The sequence below is a fragment of the Streptomyces sp. NPDC005566 genome (assembly GCF_040605575.1).
GTDB lineage: Bacteria > Actinomycetota > Actinomycetes > Streptomycetales > Streptomycetaceae > Streptomyces.
In genome coordinates this window covers 37,969-59,448 of the sequence record NZ_JBEXDB010000001.1, presented here as the reverse complement: position 1 = coordinate 59,448, position 21,480 = coordinate 37,969, and the positions used below count along the sequence as shown (strand labels likewise).

The window sequence follows — 21,480 nt, the reverse complement described above, 5'->3', positions numbered from 1 at the left end:
TAAACATCCAAACCCCTGCCCGCGTCAGGGCCGGCGACCGACCAAGTGAGACGGGCGCGCCGACCGTGCGGGCGAGACTCTCGGGAAGGCGCTACGTGAGTCCCAACGGCTCCGACCGCTTGTCGCGGCGCCCGATGCGGCGGAAGCTGCCGCAGGTGCTGACTGCGGGCCTGGTCCTGGCGACGGCCTCCGGTTGTTCATACAACTGGGAGGATTTCCCGCGCCTCGGTATGCCCACCCCGGTAACGGAAGAGGCCCCGATCATCCTGTCCCTCTGGCAGGGCTCGTGGGCGGCAGCGCTCGCCACGGGTGTCCTTGTCTGGGGGCTGATCATCTGGAGTGTCATCTTCCACCGGCGTAGCCGGACCAAGGTGGAGGTACCTCAGCAGACCAGGTACAACATGCCCATCGAGGCGTTGTACACAGTGGTCCCCCTCATCATCGTCTCGGTGTTCTTCTACTTCACCGCACGCGATGAATCGAAGCTCCTCGAGCTCACACCGAAGCCCGCCCACACCATCAACGTGGTCGGCTACCAGTGGAGCTGGGGCTTCAACTACATCGAGAACGTGGAGGGCTCGCCCTCCACCGGCGAGATCCCGAAGGAACTCGACGCCATCCCCGACAAGTACCGCAAGGACTTCCCCGCGGACGCCGGCGGCGTCTACGACGTGGGCATCCCCGGTACGAGGAACCCGCAGAACGGCAACCCGGGTCCGACCCTGTGGCTGCCGAAGGGCGAGAAGGTCCGCTTCGTTCTGACTTCGCGTGACGTCATCCACTCCTTCTGGGTGGTGCCGTTCCTCATGAAGCAGGACGTCATTCCGGGCCACACGAACTCCTTCGAGGTGACTCCGAACAAGGAGGGCACCTACATGGGCAAGTGCGCCGAGCTCTGCGGCGTCGACCACTCCCGGATGCTCTTCAACGTCAAGATCGTCTCTCCGGAGCGTTACCAGCAGCACCTCAAGGAGCTGGCGGAGAAGGGTCAGACGGGCTACGTGCCGGCAGGCATCGAGCAGACGGACCCGGCCAGGAATGCGGAGACGAACAAACTGTGAGCATCCTCAATGAATCCCAGGGTGCCGCGGCAGCAGACGACTCGTTCGAGGACGAGCTGCCGGTACGGCGCAAGCAGCCGGGGAGTGTCGTCGTCAAGTGGATGACCACCACTGACCACAAGACCATCGGCACGATGTACCTGATCACGTCGTTCGCCTTCTTCTGCATCGGTGGCCTGCTGGCGCTCTTCATGCGCGCCGAGCTGGCCAGGCCGGGTACGCAGATCATGTCGAACGAGCAGTTCAACCAGGCGTTCACGATGCACGGCACGATCATGCTGCTGATGTTCGCGACGCCGCTGTTCGCCGGGTTCGCGAACTGGATCATGCCGCTGCAGATCGGCGCGCCCGATGTGGCGTTCCCGCGGTTGAACATGTTCGCGTACTGGCTGTACCTCTTCGGCTCGATCATCGCGGTGGCCGGGTTCCTCACCCCTCAGGGTGCGGCCGACTTCGGCTGGTTCGCCTACGCCCCGCTGTCGGACGCGGTCCGCTCGCCGGGCATCGGCGCCGATATGTGGATCATGGGTCTGGCCTTCTCCGGCTTCGGCACGATCCTCGGCTCGGTCAACTTCATCACCACGATCATCTGCATGCGCGCCCCCGGCATGACGATGTTCCGCATGCCGATCTTCACCTGGAACGTCCTGCTGACCGGTGTTCTGGTCCTGCTGGCGTTCCCGGTCCTGGCCGCCGCGCTCTTCGCGCTGGAGGCGGACCGTAAATTCGGTGCGCATATCTTCGACGCGGCCAATGGCGGCTCATTGCTCTGGCAACACCTCTTCTGGTTCTTCGGCCATCCAGAGGTGTACATCATCGCCCTGCCGTTCTTCGGAATCGTCTCCGAGATCATTCCGGTGTTCAGCCGGAAGCCGATGTTCGGCTACATCGGTCTCATCGCGGCGACGATTTCCATCGCCGGCCTCTCGGTGACGGTGTGGGCGCACCACATGTACGTGACGGGCGGTGTGCTGTTGCCGTTCTTCTCGTTCATGACCTTCCTCATCGCGGTACCGACCGGTGTGAAGTTCTTCAACTGGATCGGCACGATGTGGAAGGGGTCGTTGTCCTTCGAGACACCGATGCTCTGGTCCGTCGGCTTCCTGATCACCTTCGCCTTCGGTGGTCTGACCGGCGTGATCCTGGCTTCGCCGCCCCTGGACTTCCACGTCTCCGACTCGTACTTCGTGGTGGCGCACTTCCACTACGTCGTCTTCGGCACCGTGGTCTTCGCGATGTTCGCCGGATTCCACTTCTGGTGGCCGAAGTTCACCGGCAAGATGCTGGACGAGCGGCTCGGGAAGATGACCTTCTGGACGCTGTTCGTGGGCTTCCACGGCACGTTCCTGGTGCAGCACTGGCTCGGCGCGGAAGGTATGCCCCGTCGTTACGCGGACTACCTCGCGGCGGACGGCTTCACCGCGCTGAACACGATCTCGACGATCTCTTCCTTCGTGCTCGGCCTGTCGATGCTGCCGTTCTTCTACAACGTGTGGAAGACCGCCAAGTACGGCAAGAAGATCGAGGTCGACGACCCGTGGGGCTACGGCCGTTCGCTCGAATGGGCCACGTCCTGCCCGCCCCCGCGGCACAACTTCCTCACGCTGCCGCGGATCCGTTCCGAATCCCCGGCGTTCGACCTGCACCACCCGGAGATCGCGGCGCTCGAGCTGCTGGAGCACCACTCCGATGGTGACAAGGTCCTCGTCGGCGGCAAGGAGGCCGGCAAGTGAAGATCCAGGGCAAGCTGTTCATCTGGCTGAGCGTCTTCATGCTGGCCATGGCCATCACGTACGGCGTCTGGTCCAAGGAGCCGGTGGGTACCACCGCGCTCGTCCTGTCCTTCGGGCTGACCATCATGATCGGCTTCTACTTGGCCTTCACGGCCAACAGGGTCGACAAGATGGCCCAGGACAACAAGGAAGCCGATGTCGCGGACGAAGCCGGTGAAGTGGGCTTCTTCTCCCCGCACAGCTGGCAGCCGCTCTCGCTGGCCATCGGTGGCGCCCTGCTCTTCCTGGGCGTCGTCTTCGGCTGGTGGCTGGCCTACTTCTCGGCCCCGCTGCTGCTGATCGGCCTCTTCGGCTGGGTCTTCGAGTACTACCGCGGTGAGAACCGCACCCAGTGAGACCGCGCCGTCCGTAGGACCCGTTACACCCTTACGGGGGCCCGCCCCGCTCAGCAATGAGCGGGGCGGGCCCCCGTTTGCAGTCGCTGAACGCGCTGGATCGGATGAATCTTCTTAGCGTGGGTTCATGAACCACACGCCGCGCATCCGCACCGTAGTGAGCTGCACTCTGCTGGTCGTGACCCTGGTTGCAGGTGCGACCGCCTGTGGCGAACCCGATGGCCATCCGTTGTCGCTGAAGCCGTACGACGCGGCCGACCTGGTCTCCTTCAACGGCCCTTCCAAGGGCGAGAAGGCCGACCCCGACAAGCCCCTCGAAGTCACCGTCAAGGATGACGACGTACGCATCACCGATGTGACGGCCGTCGACACGCAGGGCCGCCATCTGGCGGGCGAACTCGCCGCCGACGGACGGCGGTGGCACTCCACCACCTCGCTCGCCGCCGGCACCCGGTACACCGTCAAGGTCTCCACCGAGAACGGCGACGGAGCCCCCGGCAGCCGCACCTACGCCTTCGGGACGACCTCGGCCAAGAAGTTCCTCAAGGTCGCCTTCGGCCCACAGGCGGGCACCTACGGCGTCGGACAGCCCCTCACAGCGGAACTCAGCGCTCCGGTCAAGGACAAGGCGGCCAGGGCGACCGTGGAGCGCGGGCTGCAGGTCCGGTCCACGCCCGCGGTCACGGGCTCCTGGTACTGGGTCGACGACAAGACCCTGCACTACCGGCCCAAGGACTACTGGCCCTCCGACGCCACCATCGACGTACGCAGCAACCTCTCGGGCATCAAGGTCACCAACGCCCTCTACGGTGCCGCCGCGAAACCGCTGAAGCTCACCACCGGCGACCGCATAGAAGCGATCACCGACGCCTCCGACCACTCCATGACCGTGCTGCGCAACGGTGAGGTGATCAACACTCTGCCGGTCACCACGGGCAAGCCCGGCTTCGACACGCGCAACGGCGTCAAGGTGGTGCTGGCCAAGGAGCAGTTCGTACGTATGCGCGGGGAGAGCGTCGGCATCGCCGCCGGGTCCTCGGAGTCGTACGACCTGCCCGTCTACTGGGCGACACGCGTCACCTGGAGCGGTGAGTACGTCCACGCGGCGCCCTGGTCGACCGGTTCACAGGGCAGTGCCAACGTCAGCCACGGCTGCACGGGGATGAGCACCGCCAACGCCCAATGGTTCTTCGAGACCGTACGTGAGGGCGACATCGTCAAGGTCGTCGGGAGTGACGGCGAGACGATGACGCCGTTCGACAACGGCTTCGGCGACTGGAACCTGGACTGGGACGCCTGGCGGAAGGGCAGCGCCCTGCACGGGGGCGGCACACCGGACTCGGGCACCGACGTCGAGGCGGCGCGGCTGCGCCCGCGGGTCTGACCGGCCGGGAGTGCGCCGCGCCCTCGAAGGACACCGCGGAGGGGTTCGGGGCCCCTCCGTCTCAGGCCTCCACGGAGAGCCTGGCGCGCAGCAGGGCGGCCAGGGCGTCCGCGAAGTCGACCGGGTCGACCGGATGGGTCACCGCGGAGTCGGCACGGCTCCACGTGGCCAGCCAGGCGTCCTGGGGGCGCCCGATCAGCAGGAGCACCGGCGGGCAGTCGAAGATCTCGTCCTTGATCTGCCGGCAGACGCCCATACCGCCCGCCGGAGCCGTCTCGCCGTCCAGCACGCAGACATCGACACCGCCGCCGTCCAGCGCGCTCAGGACGGCCGGGAGGGTCGCGCACTCCAGGAACTCCACCTGAGGCACGTCGGCCGCGGGCCTGCGGCCCGCGGCAAGCCTCACCTGCTCACGGGTGTTGGCGTCGTCGCTGTAGACCAGGACCGTGGCGGTCGGCTGCATTGTTCCTCCGTGACATCCGTGTCTTCGGGGCGCTCTGAGCTCTCGGGGCATGAACCGTTGGGCGGATCGTACTCCGGCGGACAGTCTGTCAGCACCGTTGATGCCAGCGTTTCGCTGGGCCGTTCGGTGAGGACACACCCCACTGACACACCGAACGGCACCCCCCGGAGTGAGGGCTGGATAAGCGACCGACATAATGTCGGTCGTGGCGACAGCAACGACAGTAGAAACCGGGCACGCGCACCCGTCGGTCAATCGGCCGAACCTCACCAGCGTCGGAACCATCATCTGGTTGAGTTCCGAGCTGATGTTCTTCGCGGCCCTCTTCGCGATGTACTTCACCCTGCGATCGGTGATGGGACCCGCTCACTGGAAGGAGATGGCCCACCATCTGAACTTCCCGTTCTCGGCGACGAACACCACGATCCTGGTGCTTTCCTCTCTCACCTGCCAGCTCGGCGTATTCGCCGCGGAGCGGGGCGATGTGAAGAAGCTCCGCACCTGGTTCATCATCACGTTCGTGATGGGTGCGATCTTCATCGGAGGCCAGGTCCTCGAGTACACCGAGCTGGTCAAGGAGGCGGGTCTCTCCCTGTCCTCCGACCCGTACGGCTCGGTGTTCTACCTGACGACCGGCTTCCACGGTCTGCATGTGACAGGCGGTCTCATCGCCTTCCTGCTCGTACTGGGCAGGACATACGCGGCCTCGAGATTCACCCACGAGCAGGCCACAGCCGCCATCGTCGTGTCCTACTACTGGCACTTCGTCGATGTCGTCTGGATCGGCCTGTTCGCCACGATCTACATGATCAAGTAACCGGGCTCGCACCCACCCACCATCGACGCAGAAGATCCTGACACCGGGGTAATCCGTGAAAAAGCTCTCCGCACGACGACGCCATCCGCTGGCGGCGGTCGTCGTACTACTCCTCGCGCTGGCGGCTACCGGGGGGCTGTACGCCGCGTTTGCGCCTGCGGGTAAGGCGCAGGCCGACGAAACCGCCCAGTCCCTCGCCATCGACGAGGGCAAGAAGCTCTACTCCGTAGGCTGCGCCAGCTGCCACGGAACCGGCGGTCAGGGCACCTCCGACGGGCCGTCCCTCGTGGGCGTCGGCTCAGCCGCCGTCGACTTCCAGGTCGGTACCGGACGTATGCCGGCCCAGCAGCCGGGTGCCCAGGTACCGAAGAAGCCGGTCGTCTACTCCCAGGCCGACATCGACCAGCTCGCGGCGTACGTCGCGTCCCTGGGCGCCGGTCCGATCACCCCCACCGACAGCCAGGTCGACCCCGCGGGCGCCGACGTGGCCAAGGGCGGCGACCTGTTCCGTACGAACTGCGCGCAGTGCCACAACTTCACCGGTGAGGGCGGCGCGCTGACACACGGCAAGTACGCCCCGAACCTCGAAGGCGTGAGCCCGAAGCACATCTACCAGGCCATGCAGACCGGCCCGCAGAGCATGCCGTCCTTCCCCGACAGCACCATGCCGGAGCAGCAGAAGAAGGACATCATCGCGTACATCAAGACCGTCAACGGTGACGACGCCGAAAGCCCCGGTGGCCTCAGCCTCGGTGGTCTCGGACCCGTCAGCGAAGGTCTGTTCGCGTGGGTCTTCGGGCTCGGTGCCCTCGTCGCAATTGCCGTTTGGGTCGCGGCCCACACCGCTAAGGCCAAGAAGTCATGAGTAGCCAAGAGATTCCAGAAGAGGTCCTGCCCGCAGAGCAGGACGCCGCGCACGGCGCGGTAGAGGGAGCCGGCGATCCGTTCGCCGACCCCGGGCTGCCGGCCCACCGGCCGCGCATCCAGGACATCGACGAACGTGCCGCGCGCCGCTCCGAGCGAGCCGTCGCCTTCATGTTCACGCTGTCCATGCTGGCCACGGTGGCGTTCATCGCCTCCTACGTCATCTTCCCGGTCGACCAGATCGTCTACATCTGGCCGTTCGGGCACGTGAGCTCGCTCAACTTCTCCCTGGGCCTGACCCTGGGCGTGGCGCTCTTCTGCATCGGAGCGGGGGCCGTCCACTGGGCGCGCACCCTGATGTCCGACGTGGAGGTCGCCGACGACCGGCACGCCATCGAGGCCGAGCCCGAGGTCAAGGCGAAGGTTCTCGCCGACTTCGCGGACGGTGCCAAGGAGTCGGCGATCGGGCGGCGCAAGCTGATCCGCAACACCATGTTCGGTGCGCTGGCCCTGGTGCCGCTCTCCGGCGTCATGCTGCTGCGCGACCTCGGCCCGCTGCCGGAGAAGAAGCTCCGCTCGACCCTGTGGGCCAAGGGCAAGCAGCTCATCAACATGAACACGATGGAGCCGCTTCGCCCCGAGGACGTCGTCGTCGGTTCGCTGACCTTCGCCATGCCCGAGGGCCTGGAGGAGGACGCGCACGACTTCCAGACGCAGATCGCCAAGGCTGCCCTGATGATCATCCGCATCGAGCCGGACAACATCAAGGACAAGCGTGAGCGTGAGTGGGCCCACGAGGGAATCGTGGCCTTCTCCAAGATCTGTACCCACGTCGGCTGCCCGATCAGCCTGTACGAGCAGCAGACGCACCACGTGCTCTGCCCGTGCCACCAGTCCACCTTCGACCTCTCCGACGGCGCCCGCGTCATCTTCGGTCCGGCCGGTCACGCCCTTCCGCAGCTGCGGATCGGTGTGAACAGCGAGGGCAACCTCGAGGCGCTCGGCGACTTCGAAGAGCCCGTCGGTCCTGCCTTCTGGGAGCGCGGATGACTACTGCGACGGATTCAAAGCGCAAGGCGCCCGCCGGTGAGCGGGTAGCCGACTGGGCAGACGGCCGGCTGGGCATCTACGGCCTGGCCAAGGCCAACATGCGCAAGATCTTCCCGGACCATTGGTCCTTCATGCTCGGTGAGATCTGCCTCTACAGCTTCATCATCATCATCCTCACGGGTGTGTATCTGACGCTGTTCTTCCACCCGAGCATGAACGAGGTCGTGTACCACGGCTCGTACGAGCCGATGCAGGGCATCCGGATGTCCGAGGCCTACGCCTCGACGCTGGACATCAGCTTCGACGTCCGCGGTGGTCTGCTCGTACGGCAGATCCACCACTGGGCCGCGCTGATCTTCCTGGCCGGCATGTTCGTGCACATGATGCGCGTCTTCTTCACGGGTGCGTTCCGCAAGCCCCGTGAGATCAACTGGATGTTCGGCTTCCTGCTGTTCGTCCTGGGCATGTTCACCGGGTTCACCGGCTACTCGCTCCCGGACGACCTGCTCTCCGGCACGGGTGTCCGCTTCACCCAGGGCGCGATCCTGGCGACGCCGATCGTCGGTACGTACATCTCGATGTTCCTGTTCGGCGGGGAGTTCCCCGGCGGCGACTTCGTGGCCCGGTTCTACTCGATCCACATCCTGCTGCTGCCGGGCATCATGCTCGGCCTGGTCGTGGCCCACCTGATCCTGGTCTTCTACCACAAGCACACGCAGTTCGCGGGTCCCGGCAAGACCAACAAGAACGTCGTCGGCATGCCGCTGCTGCCGGTGTACATGGCGAAGGCCGGAGGGTTCTTCTTCCTCGTCTTCGGTGTCATCGCCATCATCTCGGGCATCGCCTCGATCAACCCGATCTGGGCCCTCGGCCCGTACCGCCCGGACCAGGTGTCCACCGGCGCCCAGCCCGACTGGTACATGGGCTTCGCCGAGGGTCTGATCCGAGTGATGCCGGGCTGGGAGATCAACCTGTGGGGTCACACGCTCGTCCTGGGTGTGTTCATCCCGCTGACGGCCTTCGGCCTGGTGCTCGCGGCGATCGCGGTCTACCCCTTCATCGAGTCCTGGGTCACCGGGGACAAGCGCGAGCACCACATCCTGGACCGCCCGCGCAACGCCCCGACCCGTACGGCCTTCGGTGTCGCATGGATCACGGAGTACGTCATCGTCTTCATCGGTGGTGGAAACGACCTGTGGGCCACGCACTTCCACCTGTCGCTGAACGCCATCTCCTGGTTCGTCCGGATCTTCATCTTCGTGGGCCCGGTCATCGCGTTCATCGTGACGAAGCGGATCTGCCTCGGCCTCCAGCGCCGCGACAGGGACAAGGTGTTGCACGGACGCGAGTCCGGCACCATCAAGCGCCTGCCGCACGGTGAGTTCGTCGAGATCCACGAGCCGCTCAGCCAGGGTCAGCTGCACACGCTCACCGCGCACGAGCAGTACAAGCCGGTCGAGATCGGCCCGACGGTCGACGAGAACGGTGTCGAGCGCAAGCCTTCGGCGCTGCAGAAGCTGCGGGCCAAGCTCAGCAAGAGCTACTACGGCGAGCAGAGCCAGATCGCCAAGCCCTCCGCCGAGGAGTACAAGGAGATCACCAGCGGCCACGGCCACCACTGATCACCTGAACTGATCGCCACGGCAGGAGCCCCGTCCATTCGATGGACGGGGCTCTTCGCCGTCCCCGGGGCTGGATAGGGTGGGGGGATCCTTTTATCGGCTGTGGACCCCAGGAGCGGACCATGAACGTTGTGACCCCGGACGGCGGCGACAGCGTGGCGGACCGTTCCTGGCCCGGCGTGCTGATGCCCCTCCTGCGCGGCGAGAGCCTGACGGCAGAGGACACCGCGTGGGCCATGGACCGCATCATGAGCGGCGAGGCCACCGACGTGCAGATCGCCGGCTTCGTGATCGCCCTGCGTGCCAAGGGCGAGACCGTCGACGAGGTCACCGGACTCGTACGCACCATGTACGAGCACGCCCACACCATCCAGGTGCCCGGCCGCACGGTCGACATCGTGGGCACCGGTGGTGACCTGGCGAAGACGGTCAACATCTCCACCATGTCGGCGATCGTCGTCGCCGGGACCGGCGCCAAGGTCGTCAAGCACGGCAACCGCGCCTCCTCCTCGGCGAGCGGCGCCTCCGACGTGCTCGAGAAGCTCGGCGTCAACCTCGAGCTGACCCCGCAGGGCGTCGTCCGGGTCGCCGAGGAAGCGGGCATCACCTTCTGCTTCGCGGTGAAGTTCCACCCCGCCCTGCGGCACGCGGCGAGGGCACGCAAGGAGCTCGGCACGCCGACCACCTTCAACATCCTCGGCCCGCTCACCAATCCGGCCCAGGTGCGCTCCCAGGCCGTCGGCGTCGCCGACCTCAAGATGGCGCCGATCGTCGCGGGTGTGCTTGCCGACCGGGGCAACTCGGCGCTGGTCTTCCGGGGCGACGACGGCCTCGACGAGCTGACGACCACGGCGACCTCCCGGGTCTGGATCGTCCGGGACGGGGCCGTACGCGAAGAGGCGTTCGACCCGCGGGACGTCGGCCTGGACCTGGTGCCGGTCTCGGCGCTGCGTGGTGCCGACGCCTCGTTCAACGCGGACGTGGCCCGGCGGATGCTGGACGGGGAGACCGGTCCCGTACGCGAGGCGGTCCTCCTCAACTCCGCTGCCGCGCTGGTCGCGCTCGACCCGGGCGAGGGCACGCTGAACGAACAGATCGCGGCCGGGATCGCGAAGGCCGCGGACGCGATCGACTCGGGAGCCGCCAAGAGGGCGCTGGAGCGCTGGGTGGCCGCCAGCAACGCCTGAAGAGGGACGTGCGAGGCGGGCCGCAGTCCGGATCGCGGACTGCGCCCTTGCGCATGTGGTCAGGTATGGCAAGATGCTGCGCAGGTCATGAGTGACAGCGAATAAGCCCCGGCTCGCTGTCCGGCAACCCTCCGTCCGTGGCGGGGTGCCCCGGGTGAAGACCAGGCCGCAGGCAGCGAGGTCTGCGGCAAGCGCGGGCCCCTAGGCATCTGTGAATGCCGACCCCCGGGGTCCTGGTCCCCAGGGAGCCTCTTGTGAGCAAGCGAATGCGATAGGGCTCAAGGCCCTCCTCCGCGCACCCTTTTCTCTTTCCCTGCGCTGCCGCGCATCTGCCGGCGCCGGGATTTCGCCTGCCTGTCACGGGAGTTCGCCATGTCTGTCTCCACCGCTGCCGCCGACCAGACCATTTGTGCCCCCCTGCCGGTTCTGGGGGCGGACGTCACTGTTCCGCTGGTTACGGGCGGCGAAGTCACCTATGCCGCCCTCGACTACGCGGCCAGCGCCCCGGCCCTGCAACGGGTGTGGGACGACGTGGCCGCCTACGCCCCGTACTACGGCAGCGTGCACCGCGGCGCCGGCTACCTCTCGCAGCTCTCCACGGACCTCTTCGAGAGCAGCCGCGTCACCGTCGCGGAGTTCCTCGGCTGCCGTGCCGAGGACCAGGTGGTCTTCACCCGCTCGACGACGGACTCCCTCAACCTGCTGGCCGCCGCACTCCCCGCGGACTGCGAGGTGTTCGTGTTCGAGACCGAGCACCACGCCTCGCTGCTGCCCTGGCGAGACGCCCGGGTGACCTGCCTCGACGCCCCCAGGACCCCCGCCGAGGCAGTCGTGACGCTGGAGCGCGCGCTGGCCGGCCGCGACCCCTACGGGCCCGCACTGGTCTGTGTGACGGGCGCGTCGAACGTCACCGGCGAGCTGTGGCCGGTGAAGGAACTGGCCGCCGCCGCCCACGCGCACGGTGCCCGGATCGTCCTCGACGCCGCGCAGCTGGCGCCCCATCACCCGGTGGACATCGCGGAACTGGACGTCGACTGGGTCGCCTTCTCCGGGCACAAGCTGTACGCGCCGTTCGGCTCGGGCGTCCTCGCGGGCCGGGCCGACTGGCTGCGGGACGCGGAGCCGTATCTCGCGGGCGGCGGCGCCTCCCGGAAGGTGGCCCGGCGCGCCGACGGCGGCATCGACGTGGAGTGGCACACCACGGCGGCCCGGCACGAGGCCGGATCGCCCAACGTGATCGGCGTCTACTCCATCGCCGCTGCCTGCAAGGCCCTGACCGAGGCCGGCTTCGACCAGCTCGTCGCGCGCGAGCAGCAGCTCGTCACCCGGGTCCGCGAAGGCCTGGCCGAGGTCCCCGCGGTCAAGGTGCTCTCCCTGTTCGGCGACGACGCCCCGAGGGTCGGGGTCATCTCCTTCGTGGTCGAGGGCTGGAACAGCTCGCACTTCGCCGCGGCGCTCTCCGCGGAGTACGGCATCGGGGTCCGTGACGGCCTGTTCTGCGCCCACCCGCTCGTACGGACCCTGCTGGGCAGTGAGCCGCAGGACCCGGGCGAGTGCGGCGCCCCGGAGGCCGAGCCGGGCGAGAGGTCCCTCAACGCCATCCGGGTGAGTTTCGGGGCCGGTACGCCGGACGAGCACATCGAGCGGTTCCTCGGCGCGGTCCGCGAGCTGGTGGGCGCGGGTGCCCGCTGGACCTACCGCACCGAGGACGGCCGTTGCGTCCCGGACAGGGGTGCGGCGCAGGTCTGAACCGGCCGCGTACGACTTCGGCCGGGGACGGGAGGCAACTGCCCCGTCCCCGGCCGAAGCCGCACGCCGTGCGTCCTACGCGTCGAGACCGATGGCGAAGGCCGCCTCGAGGTCGTGCTGCGAGTAGGTACGGAACGCCACGTGCGTGTCGGTGCCCTCGACACCGGGGATCTTGCTGATCCGGCCGGGAATGACATCCGCCAGATCGTCGTGCTTGGCCACCCGGACCATGGCGATCAGGTCGTACGTACCGGTGACCGAGAAGACCTCGCTGACGCTGTCCAGCGCGGCGACGGCCTCGGCGATCTCGGGAATCCGGTCCACGCTGGTTTTGATGAGCACGATCGCGGTGATCACGGCTGGCTTTCTCCCTCGGTGGCCGTGGCTGGAGACTTCACTCTAGCCCCACCCCGGTAGCGCCCCCAGGCGTAGAGGAACCCGGCCGCGAAGCCCGCGACATGGGCGAGGTAGGCCACGCCGGGGCCGCTGCCCGCGCCCTGCGCCGCCAGCCACTGCAGTGCGAACCAGAAGACGAGCACGATCCAGGCGGGGAAGCGCAGCGGCAGGAAGAAGAGGAACGGGAACAGGCTCGTGACCCGGGCCCGGGGAAAGAGGTAGAGGAACGCACCGAGCACCGCCGAGATCGCCCCCGACGCGCCCACCAGGGTCTGGTCGGATCCGGAGTGCGCGACCGCGTAGACGACCAGGGCCAGATAGCCGCAGCAGACGTAGAAGAAGACGAACTCGGCCCGGCCCATGCGTTCCTCGGCCATCGCCCCGAACACGTACAGGAACAGCATGTTGCCCAGCAGGTGCAGCCAGCTCCCGTGGACGAAGAGGGCGGTCAGCGGGGTGAGGGCCGCGTGCGCGGAGCCGTCCAGGAGTTCGCTGGGGATCACGCCCCACCGCTCGAAGTACCCGGCCTGCGCCGCGAGCAGGGCGTCCGCCGTGCCGTAGGCCGGGTTGAAGCCGGAGAGCGGGCTGATCAGGAACACGGCGGAACAGACGGCGATGAGGCCGTACGTGACCGGTGCGCCGCCCGCCGAGGCCGCGGCCCCGAACTCCCTGGCCCGCTCCCGCCACCCGGCATCCCGCCAATCGATCACGTACAGAGCATGACGCACCGGCGGAGACCATGACAGATCGCCTCGCCGTGCCGATGGGTAAACCCGAGGCCGTAGGGTTACCGCAGGACATTCGCAGTTCGACGGCGCACCGCGAGATCGAAGACCTGGGCAGTACGAGCTCGACGAAAGAGGACGCAACGATGACGACGGTTCCCACGCCGACCGACGGGACCCGCTGGCGCTGCACGCTCTGCGGCAATCTCACCCGCTTCGATGTGACGCGCTCCTCCAAGGTCGTGGAGTACGTCCACCTCGACCTGGCCGGGGAGTCGAGTGTCGAGGAGCGGGAGGTGGTCAGTGAGACCATCGAGTCGGTGCGCTGTCGTTGGTGCAACGCGGTGGACCAGATCGAGCTGGTCGACAGGCCGGGTGCCGACTCCTGACGGGGCCGTGCGGACAGACATATTGGGGTGATGGATGGTGGAGCAGCCGACAGGCGGCGCCGGACCGGCCGACGCGGCCGACGGCGCCGCGGAGTCGCTCGACCGTCCGCTGCCCGAGGGTGTGCGCCGCAAGGTCGTGGCGCTCGTCTCCGACGCCTTCGGCGGTCTGACCGTCGGCGAACTGCCCCCTCAGCTCAGGCAGTACGCCCGCTTCACCCCGACCAGGCGTGCCAAGTTCGCGGGCAACGCGATGGCGGCCGCCCTCGAGAGCGATCCGGTCTTCCGCCGTCGCATCGGTGAGCGGATCAACCAGGGCCAGCCGGAGCTGGCCGCAGCGTTGGAGTCCGGCGCGCCGCCCGCGGCCGCCGATCCGGTCGATGTGGCCGCGGCGGCGTACGTGCTGCGGCCGGCCGGCTGGGTCAAACTGGTGGCCGCGGCGGGCGAGGAGGTCCAGCGGGCCGATGCCGAGCGGGTGGACGAGGAGATCCGGCGCGAGCTGGAGAGGCTGCGCGAGGAGCTCGCCCACGCCCGCACCCACACCAGGAGCGAGACCGAGCGGCTGCGCTCGGAACTGGACGCGGCCCGCAAGGAAGCGGAATCCCTGCAGCGCAAACTGCGCAGCGCCCTCAGCGAGGTGAAACGCGGCGAGGCGGCCCTGCGCAGGGGCAGCGCCGAGACGGACACCGTGCGGGCCGAGGCGGCCGCCCAGGTGTCCGCCGCCGAGAGTGAGTCCCGGCGGCTGAAGGCGCGCCTGGCCGAGGCGGAGACCTCTGTCGAGGCGGGCCGCAGGGCGGCCAGGGAAGGGCGTTCCGTCGAGGACATGCGGCTGCGGCTGCTCCTGGACACCGTGCTCGACGCGGCTCAGGGACTCCGCCGTGAACTTGCGCTGCCGCCGTCGTCGATCCGCCCGGCCGACAGTGTCGAGGCGGTGGAGCCGGGCCGCATGTCACCGAAGGACATTGCGGCCAGGGCCCTTTCGGAGACGGATCCGGCGTTGCTCGACCAGCTGCTCGCGCTGCCGCAGGCGCACCTGATCGTGGACGGCTACAACGTCACGAAGACCGGCTATCCGCAGATGCCGCTGGAGAAGCAGCGGTTGCGGCTCCTGGGCGGCCTCTCGGTCCTCGCCGCGCAGACGGGAGCCGAGATGACCTGTGTCTTCGACGGGGCCGAACTGGCCGCACCCGTCCTGCTCGCGCCGCCGCGCGGGGTGCGTGTGCTGTTCAGCAAGGCAGGGGTGACGGCCGACGAGCTGATCAGGCAGCTGGCCCGCGCGGAACCGCCGGGCAGGCCCGTCGTGGTGGTGTCCACCGACCGCGAAGTGGCCGACGGGGTGGCGAAGGCGGGAGCCCGGCCGGTCGCGTCCGCATTGCTCCTGAAGCGCCTTTCGCGCGTCTAGTTCGCCATGTGCGACATGCGTGACTTGCCGGAATTTTGGGAACGTACCGTCAAGTCGTCACTACACGCGGTGTGATGAAAGTAAAGAAGTGCCTGGTGTGACGAGATTTTTCCTGTGAGGATTTGAACTGATCACAGGATGGTCACTAGGGTCAGGCCTCGAACCTTCGCACGGTTGATCACCCACCAGGGGTGGCAGCGAAGGAACCGCCGAGTCCGTGACGTGCACGGAGCCGGGGATTCAGTCCCCCACAGCCCGGTAGGCGGCTCGAGGAAGAAGGAGCTCGCCTTCGTGGCGTCCCACCGTCGTCCCAAGCAGCCGAGCCGCACCCGCGTGACCGTGCTCACCGCGACCGCCGCTGCGGCCGTGGCCCTGACTTCCCAGGCTGCGCACGCCGATCCCAAGCCGACCAAGAACGAGGTCAAGGCGAAGGTCGACAAGCTCTACCACGAGGCCGAGGCCGCCACCGAGAAGTACAACGGGGCCAAGGAGCAGCAGGACAAGCTCAAGAAGCAGGTCGACGCGATCCAGGACAAGGTCGCCCGCGGCCAGGACGAGCTCAACACCATGCGTGGTGAGCTCGGTTCGCTCGCCACGGCGCAGTACCGCTCCGGTGGCATCGACCCGTCCGTCCAGCTCTTCCTGGCCTCGGACCCGGACACCTTCCTCGACCAGGCCTCGGCGCTCGACCAGCTGACGGCCAAGCAGACCGAGTCGCTGCAGAAGATCCAGTCCAAGCAGCGCACCCTCGCTCAGCAACGCAAGGAAGCCCAGGCGAAGCTCGGCGACCTCGCCGACGTGCGCAAGACCCTGGGCGAGAACAAGAAGAAGTTCCAGGGCAAGCTCGCCGACGCCCAGAAGCTCCTGAACACCCTCACCGCCGCCGAGCGGGCCAAGATGGCCGCGGACGACCAGCGCGCCAGCCGCGCCGCCGGTGAGCGCGTCTCCCTCGGCAACGAGGTCCCCGCCTCGGCTCTTGGCGGCGCCGCCCTCCAGGCCGCCTCCACGCAGCAGGGCAAGCCGTACGTCTCCGGCGGCACCGGCCCCAACTCGTTCGACTGCTCGGGTCTGACCCAGTGGGCCTACGCCCAAGCCGGCGTCCAGATCACCCGCACCACGTACACCCAGATCAACGACGGTGTCCGGATCGGCCGCAGCGCCCTGAAGCCGGGCGACCTGGTCTTCTTCAACAACACCTCGCACGTGGGCCTGTACGCGGGCAACAACCAGATCCTGCACGCCCCGAAGCCGGGCGCCGTGGTCCGTTACGAGTCGATGGACTACATGGGCACCTTCCAGTTCGGCGTGCGGATCTGACGCCCGAACGAGCGAATCGCCACACCCTTCGCTGAGCCCCGCCCCGCCGGAGACCGACAGGTCACCGGCGGGGCGGAGCCGTTCCTACCCCGCGCGGACCCGGGCGCGGCCTTTGGTCGCTCCGTAGCCGTCCGGTTACTGTCTGCGCTGCCGTGCAGCTCCCGGTCGTCGGTCCGCCCTCCAGGGCGGCAGGGGCTGCGCACATCTGCGTACAGCGGAAGGGAGTGCGGCTTCCTGTGGTGTCGCATCGCCGTCCCACCCGGCCCGGCCCCACCAGGGGCATCCGGGCCACCGTCCTGTCGGCCGCCGCAGCCACCGCGGCGGCCACCCTCGGAGCAGCCCCGGCGGGCGCAGAACCGCAGGGACCGCGGGAGAGCACGAAGGCCAGGGTCGACCAGCTGTACGGGGAGGCCGAGCGCGCCACCGAGCAGTTCAACAAGGCCCGGGAGAACGTCGGCCTGCTGCGCGGCGAGGTGGACAGGGCCCAGGACGCGGCAGCCCGTGCCCAGGAAGGCATCAACCGGATGCGGACCGCCCTGGGCTCCATGGCGGGTGCGGAGTACCGCTCGGGCGGCATCGACCCCTCGCTCGCGCTGCTGCTCTCCTCGGACCCGGACACCTTCCTGGAGCGGGCCGCCGCCCTGGACCGGCTGGGCGACCGCAGGGCCGTTCTGCTGCACAAACTCCGGCAGGCCCAGCGCAGGATCGCCCAGACCCGCGCCGAGGCCACCGGCGCCCTCGCCGGGCTGGAGCGCAACCGGGCGGCCGTCGCCCGGCACAAGCGCACCGTCGAGGGCAAGCTGGCCCGGGCCCGGCAGCTGCTGCACTCACTGCCCGCCGAGGACCGCGAGAGCCTCGGCCGCGCTTCGCGCTCCGCCGGACAGGAGGCGCTCCCTCCTCCCGGTGCCGCCTCCGCACGCGGGCTGGCGGCTCTCATGGCCGCCCGGCAGGCACTCGGCAGCCCGTACGTGTGGGGCGCCGACGGCCCGTCCGCGTTCGACTGCTCCGGGCTGATGAAGTGGGCGTACGCCCAGGCCGGGGTCAGCCTGCCGCGGACCTCGCAGGCCCAGCGGAACGCGGGCCGCATGGTGCCGCTCGGGGAGGCTATGCCCGGGGACCTCGTCGCCTACCGTGCCGACGCGAGCCACATCGGGATGTACGCGGGGAACGGCCAGGTCATCCACGCCCCGTACCCCGGCGCCCCGGTGCGCTACGACCCCGTCGGCATGATGCCCGTCTCCTCGGTGACCCGCGTCTGACCGTACGATCGGCAGGATGGCTGTTCGGACGCGGAACGCGCGGCGGGGGTGCACCCGCACACGGAGCACGGCGGGCGCCGTGCTCGCCGGGCTGCTCCTCGCGTCCGCCTGCTCCGTGCCGCACGACTCCGCAGCCGGCCTCACCGCCCGGGAGGTCGGCACCACCCTGGACCGCAGGGCCGCCGCGGTCATGGGGCACGACACCGACGCCTACCTGGCCTCGCTCGACCCGCGGGCCACGTCGTTCCGGGCGGCCCAGCGCACCGAACTGGAGAACCTTGCCGACGTACCCCTGGAGTCCTGGGCGTACAAGGTGAAGGACGTGACCGGCAACGGCTCCGGCCGGGTCACTGCCGACGTCGAGCTGCGCTACCGCTTCAAGGGCTACGACAACGCCCCGATGTCGTCCGCCCGCACCGTGGAACTGGTGCGCCGCGGCGAGGACGGGACCTGGTACATCGCCGCGGACCGGGCCGGCCAGGACGCTCCGGGGCTGCTGTGGCAGCAGGGCGACGTCCAGGTCGTACGCGGCACGCACAGCCTCGTCCTCGGCGTCGGCCGCCGTGAGCGGGAGCTGCGCCGGATCGCGGACACCGCGGACCGGGCCGTGCCGGCCGTCTCCGGAAGCTGGCCGGAGCCCTGGGCGGAGCGGGTGGTCGTGCTCGTGCCGGAATCCGTGGAGGACATGGCGGGCCTCCTCGGCTCACCCGTGGCGAGCTACCGGGGCATAGCGGCCGTCACCACCGGTGAGGTCGGCGGCAGGGGCCGGGCGCCCGCGGACCGGGTGATCGTCAATCCGCAGGCGTACGGAATGCTCGGCGAGTTCGGTCAGAGAGTCGTTCTCACCCACGAGACCGCCCACGTGGCCACCAGGGCCCACACCTCCGCGGCCACACCGGTCTGGCTCTCCGAGGGCTTCGCCGACCGGGCCGCCTACCGGCAGGAGAGCCGTACCGCCCAGGAGATCGCACCCGAGCTGACCGGCGCCGTCCGCCGCGCCGAACTGCCCGCGCGGCTGCCGGTGGACGAGGACTTCGGCTTCGACGGGGACGCGGCCACCCTCGCGAAGGCGTACGAGGGCGGCTGGCTGGCCTGCGAGCTGATCGCGCAGGACTGGGGCGAGGAGTCGCTGATCGCCTTCTACAAGGCCGTCGGGGCCCGTTCCGGGCGGGACGGGGCGGTGGAACAGGCCATGCAGACGGTGCTCGGTACGACTCCGGAGGAGTTCACGGTGCGCTGGCGGGAGTATCTGCGCTCTCGGCTCGGCTGAGCCGGCCCTCGCGACCGGCCCGTGTCCCCGGCACCGTCCCCCGCCACAGCCGCCGCCCGGCGCACAGCGTCGCCGCGACCAGCAGGCCGTTGCGTACGACGAGGAGCGTCACGCCCTCCGCGTCACTGGCCACCACATGCGCGAACCCCAGCGGGAACTCCAGCAGGGTGACGCCGGTGGCCACCAGGACCAGGCAGGCCGGCAGGGCCATCCGGCTTCCGCGAAACACCAGGCACACCGAGGCCAGACCGACCAGCCACACCATGTACTGCGGGCTGATGACACGGCTGGTCGTGGTGAACAGCAGCACCGCCGTGAACGCCGCGTCCGCCGGGGTGTGCACCGCGAACGTGCGGGCCCGCAGCCGCCACACCAGCAGCCAGCCGAGGGCGAGGACGCTCAGCCCCAGTGCCAGGGTGCTCACCTGCCCGACGTGGGCACCGGCGAACTCCATCGAGCCGTACCGCAGTTCCACCCGGCCCTCCCAGCCGAACTGCCGCGCCAGGTGGAAGGCCAGCGCCCCCAGCGACTCGACCTCCAGCCCCCGGTCCCGCTGGAACGTCAGGAACGCGAACGCACCGGGCAGAGCCGCCGCCACCAGGAGGAGTCCGCCGGCCGTCGCCGCCGCGGCCGACCAGGAGCGCCGCGTGGCACGCCCCCGGGGCGTACCGGCCAGCAGCAGGACCGGCCACACCTTCATCAGCGCACCGAACGCCGCCAGCGCCCCCAGAACCCGCGGGTGGCGCACCCCGGCCAGCAGCGCCGCCACCGCGACGGCCGTCACCATCAGGTCGTACCGGGCGTACACCGTCGGCCCGAGCAGCGGCACACCCACCACCCACACCCAGGTGCCCGCCGCACGGGTGCCCGGACGGCCGGACGCGTACAGCAGGAGCAGAAGCACCACGGCGTCGCATGCCAGTACGACGAAGAAGAAGGCGGACGCGTACTCCAGGAAGGGCAGCAGGGCCGGGGCGAGCACCGCCAGCGCGGCGGCGGGCGGGTACTGCCAGGTGACGTCCTCCAGCGGGTACGAACCGGCGCGGAGCACCTCGTACCAGCCCTGGTAGATCACCGAGACGTCACTCGTGAGGTCCGGGCCCGGCACCGTGAACACCTTGAAGACGCAGAGCAGCAGCGCCGCTCGGGTGAGGATCCAGGTGGCGAGGAGCAGACGCATAACCGTCATGATGCCGTTGCCTGATGTGCGGGAGCCGTCAAGCAGGGCCGGTCGGCAGCCCGGTACTGTCGGCGGCGATGGACAAGACCTTGATCGTGACCAACGACTTCCCGCCCCGCCCCGGTGGCATCCAGGCCTTCCTGCACAACATGGCCCTGCGCGTGGACCCCGGCCGGCTCGTCGTCTACGCCTCCACCTGGAAGCGCGGCACGGAGGGCCAGGAGGCCACCGCCGCCTTCGACGCGGAACAGCCCTTCACCGTCGTGCGCGACCGTACGACGATGCTGCTGCCCACCCCGCGAGTCACCCGGCAGGCGGTCCGGCTGCTGCGCGAACACGAATGCTCCTCCGTCTGGTTCGGCGCGGCGGCCCCCCTCGGCCTGATGGCACCCGCGCTCCGCAGGGCCGGAGCACGCCGCATCGTGGCGACCACCCACGGGCACGAGGCGGGCTGGGCCCAGCTGCCCGGGTCCCGGCAGCTGCTGCGCCGCATCGGCGAGGGCACGGACACGATCACGTACCTCGGCGAGTACACCCGCTCCAGGATCGCCGCGGCCCTCACCCCCGAAGCCGCGGGACGCATGGTGCAGCTGCCGCCCGGTGTCGACGAGTCGACTTTCCACCCGTCCTCGGGCGGTGACCGCGTCAGGGCCCGGCTGGGGCTCGCGGACCGGCCCGTCGTCGTCTGTGTGTCGCGGCTCGTCCCGCGCAAGGGCCAGGACACCCTCATCCTCGCCATGCCCGCCATCCTGGCGCGGGTGCCGGACGCCGTCCTGCTGATCGTCGGCGGCGGCCCGTACGCGGGGCAGCTGAAGAAGCTGGCCGCCGAGACGGGGGTCCAGGACTCCGTGCGATTCACCGGAGCGGTGCCGTGGGAGGAGCTGCCCGCGCACTACGGCGCCGGCGATGTGTTCGCCATGCCCTGCCGCACCCGGCGCGGCGGGCTCGACGTCGAAGGCCTGGGCATCGTGTACCTGGAGGCGTCCGCGACCGGGCTGCCGGTGGTGGCGGGCGACTCGGGCGGTGCTCCCGACGCGGTGCTCGACGGCGAGACCGGGTGGGTGGTGCGGGGCGGCTCGGCCGAGGAGTCCGCCGACCGGATCATCACCCTCCTCGGTGATCCCGAACTGCGCCGGCGGATGGGGGAGCGGGGCAGGGCCTGGGTCGAGGAGAAGTGGCGCTGGGACCTGCTCGCGGAGGAGCTGAAGACACTGCTCTGA

Annotated in this window: 20 protein-coding genes and 1 riboswitch; of the genes, 16 read left to right on the top strand and 4 right to left on the bottom strand. The window is 69.0% G+C overall.

Translation table 11 applies throughout. The annotated features are described in order from the left end of the window. Window positions 1–95: 95 nt before the first annotated feature. The 4 genes from coxB to ABZS61_RS00280 all read left to right on the top strand — a co-directional run bounded on the left by coxB (window position 96) and on the right by ABZS61_RS00280 (window position 4,573). Entirely contained in the window at window positions 96–1,061 is a 966-nt protein-coding gene (gene coxB / locus ABZS61_RS00295; protein WP_356413772.1) for a cytochrome c oxidase subunit II, read from the top strand. Then, complete coding sequence (gene ctaD, locus ABZS61_RS00290) at window positions 1,058–2,794, top strand: cytochrome c oxidase subunit I (protein ID WP_356413769.1); 1,737 nt, start codon at window positions 1,058–1,060, stop codon at window positions 2,792–2,794. Before coxB ends, ctaD begins: the two co-directional genes overlap by 4 nt. After that, window positions 2,791–3,189, top strand: coding sequence for a cytochrome c oxidase subunit 4 (locus ABZS61_RS00285; protein ID WP_356413766.1), 399 nt, complete (start codon window positions 2,791–2,793; stop codon window positions 3,187–3,189). The genes ctaD and ABZS61_RS00285 overlap by 4 nt, the downstream gene beginning before the upstream one ends. Window positions 3,190–3,316: 127 nt before the next feature. Beyond that, the gene (locus ABZS61_RS00280) at window positions 3,317–4,573 is read left to right on the top strand and encodes an Ig-like domain-containing protein (protein WP_356413763.1); all 1,257 of its coding nucleotides are present in this window, start codon (window positions 3,317–3,319) and stop codon (window positions 4,571–4,573) included. A 61-nt stretch (window positions 4,574–4,634) separates the two neighbouring features. Here the strand turns inward: ABZS61_RS00280 and ABZS61_RS00275 are convergent, their stop codons facing one another. Then, complete coding sequence (locus ABZS61_RS00275; RefSeq protein WP_356413760.1) at window positions 4,635–5,036, bottom strand: hypothetical protein; 402 nt, start codon at window positions 5,034–5,036, stop codon at window positions 4,635–4,637. Window positions 5,037–5,232: 196 nt separating this feature from the next. On the opposite strand from ABZS61_RS00275, the gene ABZS61_RS00270 reads away from it, so the two are divergent. The 6 genes from ABZS61_RS00270 (at window position 5,233) to ABZS61_RS00245 (ending at window position 12,325) form a co-directional block, all read left to right on the top strand. Beyond that, the gene (locus ABZS61_RS00270; RefSeq protein ID WP_329211890.1) at window positions 5,233–5,853 is read left to right on the top strand and encodes a heme-copper oxidase subunit III; all 621 of its coding nucleotides are present in this window, start codon (window positions 5,233–5,235) and stop codon (window positions 5,851–5,853) included. A 55-nt stretch (window positions 5,854–5,908) separates the two neighbouring features. Next, a complete protein-coding gene (locus tag ABZS61_RS00265) occupies window positions 5,909–6,718 on the top strand; it encodes a c-type cytochrome (protein ID WP_356413756.1) in 810 nt (269 codons plus the stop codon). After that, window positions 6,715–7,767, top strand: a complete 1,053-nt coding sequence (locus tag ABZS61_RS00260; RefSeq protein WP_356413753.1) for a Rieske 2Fe-2S domain-containing protein — start codon at window positions 6,715–6,717, stop codon at window positions 7,765–7,767. The genes ABZS61_RS00265 and ABZS61_RS00260 overlap by 4 nt, the downstream gene beginning before the upstream one ends. Beyond that, window positions 7,764–9,389 (top strand): cytochrome bc complex cytochrome b subunit, encoded by a 1,626-nt coding sequence (locus ABZS61_RS00255; RefSeq protein ID WP_356413751.1) that lies wholly within the window; start codon window positions 7,764–7,766, stop codon window positions 9,387–9,389. Before ABZS61_RS00260 ends, ABZS61_RS00255 begins: the two co-directional genes overlap by 4 nt. Before the next feature lie 122 nt (window positions 9,390–9,511). Continuing rightward, a complete protein-coding gene (gene trpD / locus ABZS61_RS00250) occupies window positions 9,512–10,576 on the top strand; it encodes an anthranilate phosphoribosyltransferase (RefSeq protein ID WP_356413748.1) in 1,065 nt (354 codons plus the stop codon). Window positions 10,577–10,659: 83 nt separating this feature from the next. Then, a riboswitch (SAM riboswitch) is annotated at window positions 10,660–10,776 on the top strand. A 172-nt stretch (window positions 10,777–10,948) separates the two neighbouring features. Next, window positions 10,949–12,325 carry an aminotransferase class V-fold PLP-dependent enzyme gene (locus ABZS61_RS00245; RefSeq protein ID WP_356413745.1) on the top strand — a complete coding sequence of 459 codons (1,377 nt, stop codon included), beginning with the start codon at window positions 10,949–10,951 and terminating at the stop codon, window positions 12,323–12,325. 75 nt (window positions 12,326–12,400) lie between these two features. Here ABZS61_RS00245 and ABZS61_RS00240 read toward each other — a convergent pair whose 3' ends face one another. Both ABZS61_RS00240 and ABZS61_RS00235 read right to left on the bottom strand, forming a co-directional pair. Next, complete coding sequence (locus ABZS61_RS00240; RefSeq protein ID WP_123470113.1) at window positions 12,401–12,682, bottom strand: Lrp/AsnC ligand binding domain-containing protein; 282 nt, start codon at window positions 12,680–12,682, stop codon at window positions 12,401–12,403. Next, the gene (locus tag ABZS61_RS00235) at window positions 12,679–13,431 is read right to left on the bottom strand and encodes a rhomboid family intramembrane serine protease (protein ID WP_356413741.1); all 753 of its coding nucleotides are present in this window, start codon (window positions 13,429–13,431) and stop codon (window positions 12,679–12,681) included. The genes ABZS61_RS00240 and ABZS61_RS00235 overlap by 4 nt, the downstream gene beginning before the upstream one ends. 161 nt (window positions 13,432–13,592) lie before the next feature. On the opposite strand from ABZS61_RS00235, the gene ABZS61_RS00230 reads away from it, so the two are divergent. From ABZS61_RS00230 to ABZS61_RS00210, 5 genes are all read left to right on the top strand, one after another. After that, a complete protein-coding gene (locus ABZS61_RS00230; protein WP_329211905.1) occupies window positions 13,593–13,835 on the top strand; it encodes a hypothetical protein in 243 nt (80 codons plus the stop codon). 37 nt (window positions 13,836–13,872) lie between these two features. After that, window positions 13,873–15,234: an NYN domain-containing protein gene (locus tag ABZS61_RS00225; RefSeq protein ID WP_356413736.1), complete on the top strand. Its 1,362-nt coding sequence runs from the start codon at window positions 13,873–13,875 to the stop codon at window positions 15,232–15,234. 291 nt (window positions 15,235–15,525) lie between these two features. Then, a complete protein-coding gene (locus ABZS61_RS00220; RefSeq protein ID WP_356413733.1) occupies window positions 15,526–16,551 on the top strand; it encodes an NlpC/P60 family protein in 1,026 nt (341 codons plus the stop codon). A gap of 236 nt (window positions 16,552–16,787) precedes the next feature. Continuing rightward, window positions 16,788–17,810, top strand: a complete 1,023-nt coding sequence (locus ABZS61_RS00215) for a C40 family peptidase (RefSeq protein WP_356413730.1) — start codon at window positions 16,788–16,790, stop codon at window positions 17,808–17,810. Window positions 17,811–17,826: 16 nt separating this feature from the next. Further along, the gene (locus ABZS61_RS00210; protein WP_356413727.1) at window positions 17,827–19,080 is read left to right on the top strand and encodes a hypothetical protein; all 1,254 of its coding nucleotides are present in this window, start codon (window positions 17,827–17,829) and stop codon (window positions 19,078–19,080) included. Here ABZS61_RS00210 and ABZS61_RS00205 read toward each other — a convergent pair. Next, window positions 19,037–20,269, bottom strand: a complete 1,233-nt coding sequence (locus ABZS61_RS00205; RefSeq protein ID WP_356413723.1) for a glycosyltransferase 87 family protein — start codon at window positions 20,267–20,269, stop codon at window positions 19,037–19,039. The two genes, ABZS61_RS00210 and ABZS61_RS00205, sit on opposite strands and share 44 nt — an antisense overlap. Window positions 20,270–20,337: 68 nt before the next feature. On the opposite strand from ABZS61_RS00205, the gene ABZS61_RS00200 reads away from it, so the two are divergent. Beyond that, window positions 20,338–21,480 carry a glycosyltransferase family 4 protein gene (locus ABZS61_RS00200; protein ID WP_356413720.1) on the top strand — a complete coding sequence of 381 codons (1,143 nt, stop codon included), beginning with the start codon at window positions 20,338–20,340 and terminating at the stop codon, window positions 21,478–21,480.

Bases quoted from the DNA above. Each gene is read 5' to 3' on its own strand.
- ABZS61_RS00280 (WP_356413763.1), top strand. From the start codon at position 3,317: ATGAACCACACGCCGCGCATCCGCACCGTAGTGAGCTGCACTCTGCTG.
- ABZS61_RS00275 (WP_356413760.1), bottom strand. From the start codon at position 5,036: ATGCAGCCGACCGCCACGGTCCTGGTCTACAGCGACGACGCCAACACC.
- ABZS61_RS00270 (WP_329211890.1), top strand. From the start codon at position 5,233: ATGTCGGTCGTGGCGACAGCAACGACAGTAGAAACCGGGCACGCGCAC.
- ABZS61_RS00260 (WP_356413753.1), top strand. From the start codon at position 6,715: ATGAGTAGCCAAGAGATTCCAGAAGAGGTCCTGCCCGCAGAGCAGGAC.
- ABZS61_RS00255 (WP_356413751.1), top strand. From the start codon at position 7,764: ATGACTACTGCGACGGATTCAAAGCGCAAGGCGCCCGCCGGTGAGCGG.
- trpD (WP_356413748.1), top strand. From the start codon at position 9,512: ATGAACGTTGTGACCCCGGACGGCGGCGACAGCGTGGCGGACCGTTCC.
- ABZS61_RS00245 (WP_356413745.1), top strand. From the start codon at position 10,949: ATGTCTGTCTCCACCGCTGCCGCCGACCAGACCATTTGTGCCCCCCTG.
- ABZS61_RS00230 (WP_329211905.1), top strand. From the start codon at position 13,593: ATGACGACGGTTCCCACGCCGACCGACGGGACCCGCTGGCGCTGCACG.
- ABZS61_RS00210 (WP_356413727.1), top strand. From the start codon at position 17,827: ATGGCTGTTCGGACGCGGAACGCGCGGCGGGGGTGCACCCGCACACGG.
- ABZS61_RS00205 (WP_356413723.1), bottom strand. From the start codon at position 20,269: ATGACGGTTATGCGTCTGCTCCTCGCCACCTGGATCCTCACCCGAGCG.
- ABZS61_RS00200 (WP_356413720.1), top strand. From the start codon at position 20,338: ATGGACAAGACCTTGATCGTGACCAACGACTTCCCGCCCCGCCCCGGT.